The sequence below is a fragment of the Streptomyces sp. NPDC004561 genome (assembly GCF_053602155.1).
Map to the genome: position 1 here is coordinate 1 of NZ_JBSGDB010000255.1, position 12,501 is coordinate 12,501.

Here is a 12,501-nt window from a genome sequence, read left to right on the forward strand (position 1 = left end):
GACTCGCGGGTGGAGTCCCTCTGGTCTGCGCTTCGACTGGCCACGGCCTCACTCTACACGATCCTGCCCACCGCCCTCGTGTCCATCCCGTTCGGCGCGGTCATCGCGCTCCAGATCGGCAGCCTGACCCGGCAGCTCGGCGCCCAGTCCTTCTCCGGGGCCGCGTCCGTGCTCGCGGTGCTGCGCGAGGCCTCGCCGATCGTCACGGCGCTGCTGATCGCCGGTGCGGGAGGCACGGCGATCTGCGCGGACCTCGGGGCGCGCAAGATCCGGGACGAGATCGATGCGATGCAGGTGCTCGGCATCGACCCGATCCACCGGCTGGTGGTGCCGCGCGTGCTGGCCTCGATGGTGGTGGCCGTGCTGCTCAACGGTCTGGTGTCGGTCGTCGGCGTCGCGGGCGGCTACTTCTTCAACGTCATCCTGCAGAACGGGACGCCCGGCGCCTACCTGGCCTCCTTCACCACCCTCGCCCAGCTGGACGACCTGTGGGCGGCCGAGCTGAAGGCGCTGGTGTTCGGGGCGATCGCCGCGATCATCGCCTCCTACAAGGGGCTGACCGCGCAGGGCGGGCCGAAGGGCGTGGGCGACGCGGTCAACCAGTCGGTGGTGATCACCTTCATGTTGCTGTTCGTGACCAACTTCGTGATGACCGCCGTGTACTTCCAGGTCGTCCCGCAAAGGGGTTAGCCAATGCGACTTCTCAGCCGACCACTGGACTCTCTCGAAGAGCTCGGATCCCAGCTCTCCTTCTACGGGCGCTCACTGGCCTGGACGGGCCGCACTGTGCGCCGCTACAAGAAGGAGATCCTGCGGCTGCTCGCCGAGGTGAGCTTCGGCCGAGGCGCCCTCGCCGTCGTCGGCGGCACGGTCGGCGTGATCGCCTTCCTGTCCTTCTTCACCGGAACCGAGGTCGGCCTCCAGGGCTACGCGGCCCTCAACCAGCTGGGCACTTCCAACTTCGTGGCGTTCCTGTCGGCGTACTTCAACACCCGGGAGATCGCCCCGCTGGTGGCCGGGCTCGCCCTGTCCGCGACGGTCGGCGCCGGGTTCACCGCGCAGCTCGGCGCGATGCGGATCAGCGAGGAGACCGACGCGCTGGAGGTGATGGGGGTGCCGTCGCTGCCGTTCCTGGTGACGACACGGATGGTCGCCGGTTTCGTGGCGGTGATCCCGCTCTACGTGATCGGGCTCCTGTCCTCGTACCTCGCCGCGCGCACCATCACGACCGGTTACTACGGGCAGTCGACGGGCACGTACGACCACTACTTCCACCAGTACCTGCCCCCGGTCGACGTCTTCTGGTCGTTCGGCAAGGTGATCGTCTTCGCCGTCCTGATCATCCTGGTGCACTGCTACTACGGCTACCACGCGAGCGGCGGCCCGGCGGGCGTCGGCATCGCGGTCGGCCGTGCGGTGCGGACCTCGATCGTCGCCATCAACGTCCTGGACTTCTTCCTGAGCCTCGCGATCTGGGGCGCCAACACGACCGTCCGGATCGCGGGGTGAGGCCGATGAGAGCGCTGAGACTCCGGTTGTACGGCGTCGCCTTCATCGCCGTGCTCGCGCTGCTGCTGTCGCTCGCCGTGGCCGTCTACGAGCAGGCGTTCACGCCCGTCGTGCGCATCACGCTGCAGGCCGACACACTCGGCAACCAGCTCGAGCCGCGCGCCGACGTCAAGCTGCGCGGGCTGCTGGTCGGCGAGGTTCGGGCGGTGCACGCCGACGGTTCGAAGGCGACGCTCGACATCGCGCTCAAGCCGGAGTACGTCGCGTACATCCCCTCGAACGTGCACGCGCGGCTGCTGCCCAAGACACTCTTCGGCGAGAAGTACGTCGATCTCGTGCCGCCCGCCGAGTCGGTGGCCCGGCCCATCCGCGCCGGTGACGTCATCACGCAGGACCGCACCACGGTCGGCATCGAGGTACAGCAGCTGATGAACGACCTGCTGCCGCTGCTGCGGGCGGTCCAGCCGGGCGAACTCAACGCCACGCTCTCGGCGTTCGCCACCGCTCTGGAGGGCCGCGGCGACCGGATCGGCGACAACCTGGTCCGGGTCGAGGACTATCTACGCCGGCTCAACCCGCACCTGCCGTCCCTGCAGGAGGACATCTCGCGCCTCGCGGATGTGGCCCAGGTGTACGGCGACGCCGCGCCGGACCTGATGGCGATCCTTCGCAACACCGTCACCACCAGCCGCACGATCGTCGCGAAGCAGGACCAGTTCGCCGCGGCCCTCCGCACCACCGCAACCGTCGCGGGCACCGCCCAGGACTTCCTCGACGAGAACGGCGACCGCCTGATCACCCTCGGCCGGATCTCCCGCCCCACGCTGGAGCTCTTCTCCCGCTACTCCCCCGAGTACCCGTGCCTCCTGAACGGGCTGGTCAGGGAGGAGCACGCCTCGGAGGACGCGTTCCGGGGCGGCGAGATGCGGATCACCTTGGAGGCCGTCCGGCCGCAAGGCGCGTACCAGCCCGGCGAGGAGCCGCAGTACGCCGACCACTCGGGGCCGAACTGTCGGGACATGCCCCATCCGCCGGTGCCCGGACAGAAACCCAGGCTCAACGACGGTACGTCGTCCGGTGGTTCGGACGGCACACCGCCCGGAGATGTCAACGTGTCTGCCACCGCGGCCGAGCAGCATGCGGTCGACTCGCTGGTGGCCCCTGTCATGGGCGTCCCCGCGGACAAGGTGCCGCCCGTGACGACCCTGCTGTTCGGGCCGCTGGCCCGCGGGACGGCGGTGAGCGTCGCATGAGCACCTCACGATCCCGGCAGACCGCCGCACCGCTGATCAAGTTCAGCCTCTTCGCGCTGGTGACCATCGCGGCGACGGCCCTGCTCGCCGCCACCATCGTGAACCTCTCGTTCACCCCGGAGCGCACCTACCACGCGGTGTTCAGCGACGTCACGGGCCTCGAGAACGGCGACGACATCCGGGTCGCGGGGGTACGGGTCGGCCAGGTCCAGGGCATAGGGATCAAGGACCGGACGTTGGCGGAGGTGACCTTCACCGTCTCCGCCGACCGGCCGCTGCTCACCAGCACCCACGCGGTCGTCCGCTACCGCAACCTGGTCGGGCAGCGGTACATCGCGTTGACCGAGGGCGCGGGCGACGGCACGCCGCTGCGACCGGGCAGCACCATCCCGCCGTCCAGGACCCAGCCGGCGCTCGACCTCGACGCGCTCCTGAACGGCTTCAAGCCGCTGTTCGCGGCACTCAGCCCCAACGACGTCAACCAGCTGGCGACCGAGATCATCAGGACCCTCCAGGGCGAGGGCGGCACGGTCAACAGCCTGCTGGCGCACACGGCGTCGCTCACCACCACCCTCGCCGACCGCGACCAGCTGATCGGCTCGGTCATCGACAATCTCAACACCGTCCTGGAGACACTCGACAAGCGCGGCGCCCGCTTCTCCGGGCTGCTCACGCAGCTGCGCCGGGTCATTTCCGGTCTGTCCGCCGACCGCAAGCCCATCGGCGACTCCCTCGTGAACATCGGCGCCCTCACCGACGCCACTTCGGGACTCCTTGCGGACGCGCGTCCACCACTGAAGGACGACATCGCCGGGCTGACCGGTCTCACCGGAACGCTGAACAGGAACGAGAAGACCGTGGAGGGCGTGCTGAAGAGGCTGCCGAACAAGCTCAACGCGCTGACCGGGACGGCGTCCTACGGCTCGTGGTTCAACTTCTACCTCTGCGACTTCGACGGCCGGATCGTGCTGCCGAAGACGAACCAGGTACTCACCCCGCAGTTCCACGTGGCACAGGCGAGGTGCGGCGGATGAGGATACGCATCGTGCCGCGCAGAACCCGGCGCCCCGAGCCCTTGGTGAAGGTGCGCATCCTGCCACCCAAGCTGCCCAGACCGCGCCTGCTGCCCCGCAGACGCCGCCGCCCGGCGCCCCTGATCAAGGTGCACGTCCTGCCACCGAAGCTGCCCCGCCTCAGCCTGCGCCGCCCGCGCCTGAAACCGTTCCGCGAACGCAATCCCCTGGTCGTGGGCGCCGTCGGACTCACCATCCTCGGGCTGCTGACCGTCGCCGCGTTCAACGCCGACAGCCTGCCGCTGATCGGCGACGGCAGGACGTACAGCGCGGCCTTCTCGGAAGCCGGCGGTCTCAAGCCGGGCGACGAGGTGCGGATCGCCGGGGTCAAGGTCGGCAAGGTCGACGGCGTCGACCTGGAGGGCGACCACGTCAAGGTGACCTTCAAGGTCAAGGGCGACCCGGCGTTCGGCACCGAGACCGGCGCTGCGATCCGGGTCAAGACCATCCTCGGCGCGAAGTACCTCGCCCTGCTCCCCAAGGGGGCCGGCCAGTTGCAGGCAGGCAGCGGGATCCCCCTCGGGCGGACGGTGTCGGCGTACGACGTCGTGCAGGCGTTCAGCGACCTGACGACCACGACGGAGAAGGTGGACACGCAGCGGCTCGCGACGGCACTGGACACGATCTCCACCACCTTCCAGGACTCACCCGCCGAGGTGCGGGCGTCCGTCAACGGGCTGTCGCGGATCTCCAGAACGATCGCCTCGCGCGACCAGGCGCTGCGCGACCTCCTCGACCACGCGAACGGGGTCACCAAGGTGCTGGCGCAGCACACGAAGGACTTCTCCGCGTTGGTGACCGACGGCGGCAAGCTGTTCAAGGAGATCAGCAGCCGACGCACCGCGATCCACAACCTGCTGGTCAGCTCCGCCCTGCTCGGAGTGGAGCTCTCCGGTCTCGTTCAGGACGACCGCAAAGAGATCGGGCCGGCCCTGAAGAACCTCAACACCTTCGTCACCATGCTCGAACGCAACCAGACGAGCCTCGACCGCAGCGTCGCCCTGCTCGCCCCCTACGTCCGGCTCTTCACCAACACCCTCGGCAACGGCCGCTGGTTCGACTCCTACGTACAGAACCTGGTCGCCGCCCCGGTGGTGCCGCGCACAGGAGGCTCACGATGAACCGCCGAATCCGGGTCCTCGCCCTGCTCACCGCCCTCGCGGTCGCCGCCGCCCTCGCCGTCGAACTGTGGCCGCGCCCCGGCACCGTCCGCGTCACCGCGTACTTCCCGCGCACCGTCGGCATCTACCCCGGCTCGGACGTGCGCGTCCTCGGCGTCCGCATCGGCGAGGTCGACAAGATCACGCCCGAGGGCGACCGGGTGCGGGTGCAGCTGGAATACGACAAGGGGCGCGAGGTGCCCGCCGACGCACAGGCCGCGATCATCAACTCTTCCGTGGTCAGCGACCGTTACGTGCAACTGCTGCCGGTGTACCGAAAGGGGCCGGCCATGCGGGACGGCGCCGTCATCCCCGAGTCCCGTACCGCCGTCCCCGTCGAACTGGACCGGATCTTCGACAGCCTGCACACCACGGCCGAGGCGCTCGGCCCCCAAGGCGCGAACAAGGACGGCTCCCTGTCACGACTGCTCGGGGTGAGCGCGAAGAACCTCAAGGGGCAGGGCACAAAGCTCAACCAGACGGTCGAGGACCTCTCACAGGCGGTCACCACACTCTCCGACGACCGGGGCAACCTGTTCGGCACCGTGCGCAACCTCCAGGTGTTCACGGCCGCGCTGGCAGCCGACGACCAGAGCGTGCGGTCGTTCAACACCAGCCTCGCCACAGTGGCGCAGCAGCTCGCCGGGGAGCGCACGGACCTGGCGGCGGCGCTCCAGCACCTGGGGGTGGCGCTCGGCGACGTGTCCCACTTCGTGAAGGGCAACAAGACATCACTGACGTCGAGCGTCAAGGGCCTCAGCAAGGTCACCAAAGTCCTCATGACCCAACGGGCCGCCTTGAAAGAGCTGTTGACGGTCGCCCCCACCGGCCTGTCGAACCTCGCGGACGCCTACAACCCCGTGTCCGGCACCCTCGACACCCGCGACAACCCGCAAAGCCCGCAGGACCCCGCGTCCCTCCTGTGCTCCGTGCTGCGGACGACCGGCGACACGGGCGGCAAGCACCCCGACTGCTCACAGCTGCGGAAGCTCTTCGACTCGCTGCCGAAGCTGCCGGCCGCCGCGACAGGGACGGGCACGGTCGACCGGACCCTCGGCGGAATCCTGGGGGCGAGCGCATGAGCGTGCCGCACAAGGGCAGGTCGGTCGCGTGGACGGCGGCAGGTGCGCTGCTGCTGTCCGGCTGCGGGTTCAATGGCTGGTACGACATCCCGCTCCCCGGGGGCGCGGCGGCCGACGGCCACGCCTACCACGTCAGTGTCGAGTTCAGGGACGTACTCGATCTGGTGCCGCAGTCGGCCGTCAAGGTCGACGACGTCACCGTGGGCGCCGTCGAAAAGGTCCAACTGGACGGCTGGCAGGCGCGCGTGCGGCTGCGCGTGGCCAACTCAGTGAAGCTGCCCGCGAACGCCGTCGCCGACCTCAGGCAGACCAGCATGCTCGGCGAGAAGTACGTGGAGCTGTCCGCTCCGTCCGGCACACCGCCGGTCGGCCGGCTCCGCGACGGCGACGTGATCCCGCTGTCCCGCAGCGGCCGCAACCCGGAGATCGAGGAGGTGCTCTCCGCCCTGTCCGCACTTCTCAACGGCGGCGGCGTGGCCCAGCTCAAGACGATCACCGTGGAGCTGAACAAGGCCCTGAACGGCCGCGAGGACCGGGTCAGGTCGCTGCTCAAGCAGCTCGACACGTTCCTCGGCGGCCTGGACCGGCAGCGCACGGAGATCGTCCGCGCCCTCAAGGGCATCGACCGGCTGGACAAGCGGCTGGGGAAGGAGAAGAAGACCATCGCCCAGGCCGTCGACGCCATCCCGCCCGCGCTGAAGGTCCTGGCCGACCAGCGCCGCGACCTGACGAAGATGCTCACCTCGCTGTCGGACCTCGGCACGACGGGCACAAAGGTGATCAACGCCTCGCGAGACGATACCGTCGCCGACCTCAAGCAGCTCCGGCCGATCCTGCAACAGCTCAACCAGGCGGGCGACGACCTGCCCAACTCTTTGGAGTTGCTGACCACTTACCCGTTCCCGCGCAACGTGACGGACGCCGTCAAGGGCGACTACGTCAATCTGAAGATCACCGCCGACCTGAACCTGGCGGGCATCTACGGCAATCTCACGAACCGGCCGGGCAAGGGCGGCGGATCCGGCGGGCGGCCGGTACCGACGCCCTCGCTCCCAAGCCTGCCGAGGGTGCCGCTGCCCAGCACCCCGAGCGTGCCGAAGGTACCGAAGCTGCCGGTCCAACCGTCGGCGCCGACGGGAGGCAGTGGCGGCAGCAGTGGCGGCGTGCTGTGCCCGCCCGTGTGCACCGCGGCCTACGGCACCGGAGGGGACACCGGCCGCTTCCCCCCGGGGATCGACCTCGCGCTCGCCGAGCTCATGCTGAAGGGGATACAGCCGTGATCACACGTACGGTCAAGGCCCAGCTGCTCGCCTTCGCCACGGTCACCGCAGTGGGGGTGTCGTACGTGGGCGTCCAATACACGGGCCTCGCGGACACTCTCCTCGGCCGCGGCTACACCGTGTACGCCGACTTCGCCGACTCCGGCGGCGTGTTCCCCGGCTCCGAGGTCACCTACCGCGGGGTGCCGGTGGGCCGCGTCAGCGACCTGCGCCTCGACGGGTCCGGGCTGTCGGTGGCGCTGCGGATCGAGGACAGCGCGCCGCGCATCCCCGCGGACACCCTGGCGGTGGTCGCCGACCGGTCGGCGGTGGGCGAGCAGTACGTCGATCTGCAGCCCCGGCACTCCGGCGGCCCGTATCTGATGGACGGCAGCCCGATCCCGCGCGACCGCACCCGGACGCCACTGCCCGTCACCGACCTCGTCCTCAGCCTGGACCGGCTGGTCAACTCGGTCGGCAAGGACGACCTGCGCACCACCGTCGACGAGTTGGGCAAGGCCTTCGCCGACACCGGGCCGGGGCTGAGCCGCCTGGTGGACTCCGGTAACGCGCTCGTCGAGTCGGCGCAGGCGTCGCTCCCTCAGACGGTCTCGCTGATCGACGACTCGCGGAAGGTGCTCAAGACGCAGGCAGACCAGGGCTCCGCCATCAAGTCGTTCTCCCATGATCTGGCAGCGCTCTCCGCACAGTTGAAGTCGAGCGACGGTGATCTGCGCCGGCTGATCGGCAACACGGTTCCCGCCGCCGAGCAGATCGACTCCCTGCTGAAGTCCACCCGGCCGTATCTGCCGGTCCTGCTGGCCAATCTGATCAGCGGCGGCCAGATCACCCTGGCGCGGCTGCCCGGCGTGGAGCAGGCCCTGGTCACCTTCCCGGTGGTGGTCGCGGGCAGCTACACCGTCGTGCCCGGCGACGGCACCACCCACTTCGGGCTGACGGTGAACGCCAACGATCCCCCGGCCTGCACCCAGGGCTACAGAACACGGCAGCGCGACCCCTCCGACACGAGCACGCGTCCGGCGAACACCGACGCCCGCTGTGCGGCCCCGCGGGGCGGCAGGACATCGGTGCGCGGCGCGCAGAACGCCCCCGGTACGTCCGCTGGTTCGGGCGGCGCGAACCAGTCCGCCTATGTCACCCCGTACGACCCGGAGACCGGCACCGCCACCGGCCCGGACGGGACGCCCGTCGAGATCGGCTCGACGGGCGGGGAACAGAGCACGTTCGGAAAGGAGTCGTGGCAATGGCTGCTCGTCGGACCGATATCGTGAACGCCACCGGCATGAACAGGGTGCTGCTCGCCGGGCTGATCGCCGTGACCGCGGTGACCACCGCGCTGTCGGTCTGGCTGGGCGCGGGGCTGTCCGACCAGCATGCGATGGAGCAGCGCCGCCAGGACATCCTGGCCGCGGCCCGCCAGTCCGCGCTCAACTTCACCTCGCTCGACTACCGGCACTACGGCCGGGACAGCCAGAACGTGCTGAACGGCGCCACCGGCGACTTCAAAAAGCAGTTCGCGGCGCAAACCGCGCAGCTGACGAAGCTGGTTGCACAGAACAAGTCGGTGTCCGAGGGGCAGGTCCTCGAAGCGGGCATCGTGCGGTCCGACGCGCACTCGGCTCGGGTCCTGGTCGTGGCCGACAGCAAGGTGACCAACGCTGCCGCGCCCGAGGGCCAAGCGCGCACCTACCGGCTCCAGCTCGACCTCGCGCGCGTGGACGGCCGCTGGCTGACCTCCGACGTCGCGTTCGTGGGCTGACCCACCCGTGAGGCCATCGATGAGAAGAGACACCGTGGCGAACTCGACCTCCCGCACCCGCGGTACCGGCTCACCGGCCCGCCGCACCATGACCGCAGCCGCCCGCGCGGCAGCCAAACGCGCCGGGCGGCCCGCGCGCCCCGAGCGCGGTGCCCGCCAGGATGACCAGACTCCCTCCGGGCACACCCTGCTCGTCGAGCCCCCAGCGAACGGCTGGGAGGACCCGCCGGAGCCCGAGTCGACCGAGCCGTTCGAGGGGGAGCCGGAGGACGGCGCGCCCCCGCGCAAGGCCGGACGGAGAGTGCTGCTCACCGCGGTCCTGGGCGTCGTCCTCGTGGCGGCCCTGGCCGCAGCAGCCGTACTCGGGTGGCAGTACCGGCAGGGGCAGCAGGCGGAGCAGGCCCGCGGCGAGGCCCTCGCGGCCGCGCAGAAGGCCGCACCGGTCGTGCTGTCGTACGACTACCGGCACCTGGACCGGAACTTCTCCCAGGCCCGCGCCCTGCTGACCGGGCACTTCCGCGACCAGTACGACAAGACCACGAAGGCAGTCGTCGCGCCGACCGCGACGAAGTACCACGGCGTAGTGAAGGCGACCGTGGCCACACCCGGCGACGGCGGCGCCCCGGCGGTCTCCGTCGTGTCGGCAACACCAGACCGGGCGGTCGTCCTGCTCTTCGTCAACCAGGTCACCCAGAGCACCCAGGTCCCGGAGCCCCGGCTGGACCTGAACCGGGTGCGTATGACGCTCACCCGCACCTCCGACGGCTGGAAGGTGAGCGGCGTCGACGCCCTCTGACCAGGCCTCCGCCGGCGGGCCTGGAGCGTCGTGCCCACGCTCGATTCTGCTCAGGGCGCTGCCGGCAGGCCGACCACCGCCGCCGGTCGGCCCTCTTCGACCGCTGACCGTTCTCCTTGCACCGGTTCGCTGCTGCGAGGCGGGCGGCGCGCGAAAAGGAGTGCCCCTGGCACGTTCTCGTCGGGGTCGGTCAGCATGTGGGCCTCAACCGTGAAGCCGGCATCGCGCAGCCAGGCCGCCACTTGGTCAGGCTGGCGGCGGTGGACGTGGACCTTCATCGGGTGACCGCCGTAGCCCTGCGTCTTCAGCCGCGACTCGGTGCCGACGTGAAAGCCGAGCAGTAGCGGTCCGCCGGGACGCAACACCCGCCAGAAGTGAGCGAAGACCGCGGGGACCGCATCGTCGGGGATGTGAATCAGCGACCAAAAGGCGAGCAGGCCGGCGACAGACTCGTCGGCAAGATCGAGGTCCGTCATCGAGCCCACCTCGAACCGCAGGCCGGGATGGTCACGCCGAGCCACGTCGATCATCACGGGTGAAAGGTCGATACCGAAGGCGTCGACACTCAACTCGTGCAGGTGGGCGGTGACATGTCCCGGGCCGCAGCCCACGTCCGCCACCGGCCCGCCCCCGGTGGCGTGCACCAGGTCGGCGAACAACGCCAGAGCCGCTCGAAGGTACGGTGCCCCGGCCAGAGACTCGCGAATGTAGTCGGCATAGCTGACTGCGACGGTGTCGTAGGAGGTCCGGGTGTCTGTCAACCAGCCGTCCGCGTTCATGCCCGGCACAGTAGTCCAGTGATCAAGTTCCGTGCACCGTCGGCTGACCACAATTGAGAACATGTCAGCTTCGATGTCCGCCCGCCGGCCTCACCGCGAATCCACCACCTCTACCGAGGCCGGACAACCACTGACCGGCAACGTCAACTGCGACAACCCCACACCGCGGATGAGCCTGGTTCCGTGCATGGACGGCCTCCGCCTCAGACCGGTGGCCAGGCTGACGCATTCGTATGTTCACCCATGCCCCGGCCCGTGCGTGCCCGGTCCGAGCCGCTGTATGCGCCTTGCAGTGTGGCCCGGCTACGACACACTGTTTTCCACTGCTCGACGAGTACCTGGCTCGGTCAGCCGACTGCTCAGGTGGCCCTCCTCGCCGAAGGGCCGGCGCAGGGCCCGGCGGCGCGGGGATTGAAGTGCCGCATTCCGCAGCGGCTCAGTCGTGGGAGTGCCCTCTCTTGCCCTTCCCCGGCCCCTGCTTGCCCTGGCCTTCGTGGGCCTGGTCGTCGCCGCGTGCCCGCGCGGGGCGCGCCGTGCGGGTCGGAGCGGCAGAGGGCGGGACCGGGGACGGTGTCCGGGTTGCGGGTGCGGAGGTGACCGTTGCCTGGGCGGGAGAGGAGGGTGACGAGGGGGTGTAGTCGCCGGAATTCATCGACGCTCCCAGTGCGGCCGCGGCAGCGAAAAGGGTCAGGCCGATGCCGCCGACAGTGGCTCGGGGGAGCAGTTTGCGGTGGCCGCGCGAATGGGAGTGCGCCGCACTGCGGGATTGATGGGCCTGCGGGCCGGTAGCAGCAGCCGCGACCGGTGCGGGCATGATCGTGGTGCTGTCAGGCTCGGTTCGGCGCGGTGTCTGGTGGTACCGGGCCAGCCAGTTGGCCGCCTGCTCGGCTGTCGGCCGGTGGGCCGGATCCTTGGCGAGCAGGAGCAGCACGTAGTCGGAAAGCTGCTGCGGTATACCGGGGCGCAGCCGGCTGGGCGGTGCTGGGGCGGCGTCGACGTGTTGCTGCACCACGGCCAGCGAGGTCGCGCCGCGGAACGGGGGCCTGCCCGTGAGTAGTTCGTACAGCACGCAGCCGAGGGAGTAGGCGTCGGACGCGGGCTGGGCGGGGCGCCCGAGGGCGCGTTCGGGAGCGAGGTAGTCGGCGGTGCCGAGGATCTTTCCGGTGACGGTCAGGGCACTGGCTGCTTCGTCGGCGAAGCGCGCGATCCCGAAGTCGGCGATCTTCGCGGTGCGGTCGCCGGTCAGCATCACGTTGGCCGGCTTGACGTCGCGGTGGATCACGCCGCGCTGGTGCGCTGCGGCCAGACCGGCGGCCGCCTGGGCGGCGATGGCCGTCGCGTCCTGCGGGTTCAGGACACCGCGCAGGGATCGCTCCTGGGCGAGGCTCCAGCCGTCGATGAGTTCCATGACCAGGTAGAGCCGGTCATGGTGGGAGCCGAAGTCGTACATGCCCACGACGTTGGGGTGGTTGAGCCGGCCCGCGGTCTGCGCCTCCAGGCGAAAGCGCTCGGCGTCCGCGGCCTGCTCGGCATGCAGGAGCTTGACCGCCACGGGACGCCCGAGGAGTTGGTCGGCGGCCCGCCACACCTCCCCCATCGCACCGCGCCCCAGCCTTTCCTCCAACTGATAGCGGTCCGCCAGTAGTCCGTGCACACCCACCCCGATCATCACAGCGTTGGTACTCCCTCAGACCCGCCCCTCAGGGTTCGTCGTCGTTCGGCTCTCGGTGGCCGGCCGATTGAGGCTCTCCTCTGGGCCGGCCGGCCCTCGTCAGCACCGCGTACAGGGCAGGCAGACGAGGGGGACGTC

The 12,501-nt window shown here is 69.9% G+C and carries 12 protein-coding genes; 10 read left to right on the forward strand and 2 right to left on the reverse strand.

What is annotated here, in order from left to right; genetic code table 11:
• From ACWEN3_RS28180 to ACWEN3_RS28225, 10 genes are all read left to right on the forward strand, one after another.
• Positions 1-690, forward strand: a 690-nt coding sequence (locus ACWEN3_RS28180; protein WP_452976337.1) for an ABC transporter permease, incomplete at its 5' end; no start/stop codon positions are given.
• Positions 691-693: 3 nt separating this feature from the next.
• Positions 694-1,509, forward strand: a complete 816-nt coding sequence (locus ACWEN3_RS28185; RefSeq protein ID WP_452976339.1) for an MlaE family ABC transporter permease — start codon at positions 694-696, stop codon at positions 1,507-1,509.
• A 5-nt stretch (positions 1,510-1,514) separates the two neighbouring features.
• Complete coding sequence (locus tag ACWEN3_RS28190; protein WP_452976341.1) at positions 1,515-2,762, forward strand: MCE family protein; 1,248 nt, start codon at positions 1,515-1,517, stop codon at positions 2,760-2,762.
• Positions 2,759-3,796: an MCE family protein gene (locus ACWEN3_RS28195; protein ID WP_452976343.1), complete on the forward strand. Its 1,038-nt coding sequence runs from the start codon at positions 2,759-2,761 to the stop codon at positions 3,794-3,796. The genes ACWEN3_RS28190 and ACWEN3_RS28195 overlap by 4 nt, the downstream gene beginning before the upstream one ends.
• Positions 3,793-4,956: an MCE family protein gene (locus tag ACWEN3_RS28200; protein WP_452976345.1), complete on the forward strand. Its 1,164-nt coding sequence runs from the start codon at positions 3,793-3,795 to the stop codon at positions 4,954-4,956. Before ACWEN3_RS28195 ends, ACWEN3_RS28200 begins: the two co-directional genes overlap by 4 nt.
• A complete protein-coding gene (locus ACWEN3_RS28205) occupies positions 4,953-6,077 on the forward strand; it encodes an MCE family protein (RefSeq protein ID WP_452976347.1) in 1,125 nt (374 codons plus the stop codon). Before ACWEN3_RS28200 ends, ACWEN3_RS28205 begins: the two co-directional genes overlap by 4 nt.
• Complete coding sequence (locus ACWEN3_RS28210) at positions 6,074-7,357, forward strand: MCE family protein (protein WP_452976349.1); 1,284 nt, start codon at positions 6,074-6,076, stop codon at positions 7,355-7,357. The genes ACWEN3_RS28205 and ACWEN3_RS28210 overlap by 4 nt, the downstream gene beginning before the upstream one ends.
• Positions 7,354-8,628: an MCE family protein gene (locus ACWEN3_RS28215; protein WP_452976351.1), complete on the forward strand. Its 1,275-nt coding sequence runs from the start codon at positions 7,354-7,356 to the stop codon at positions 8,626-8,628. The genes ACWEN3_RS28210 and ACWEN3_RS28215 overlap by 4 nt, the downstream gene beginning before the upstream one ends.
• Positions 8,601-9,116, forward strand: coding sequence for a hypothetical protein (locus ACWEN3_RS28220; protein ID WP_452976357.1), 516 nt, complete (start codon positions 8,601-8,603; stop codon positions 9,114-9,116). Before ACWEN3_RS28215 ends, ACWEN3_RS28220 begins: the two co-directional genes overlap by 28 nt.
• A 34-nt stretch (positions 9,117-9,150) precedes the next feature.
• Positions 9,151-9,912, forward strand: coding sequence for a hypothetical protein (locus tag ACWEN3_RS28225; protein WP_452976353.1), 762 nt, complete (start codon positions 9,151-9,153; stop codon positions 9,910-9,912).
• A 50-nt stretch (positions 9,913-9,962) separates the two neighbouring features.
• Here ACWEN3_RS28225 and ACWEN3_RS28230 read toward each other — a convergent pair whose 3' ends face one another.
• Positions 9,963-10,691 carry a class I SAM-dependent methyltransferase gene (locus ACWEN3_RS28230; protein ID WP_452976355.1) on the reverse strand — a complete coding sequence of 243 codons (729 nt, stop codon included), beginning with the start codon at positions 10,689-10,691 and terminating at the stop codon, positions 9,963-9,965.
• 436 nt (positions 10,692-11,127) lie between these two features.
• On the reverse strand, positions 11,128-12,360 hold the full coding sequence (locus ACWEN3_RS28235; RefSeq protein ID WP_452976359.1) for a protein kinase domain-containing protein: 1,233 nt from the start codon (positions 12,358-12,360) through the stop codon (positions 11,128-11,130).
• Positions 12,361-12,501 lie beyond the last annotated feature (141 nt).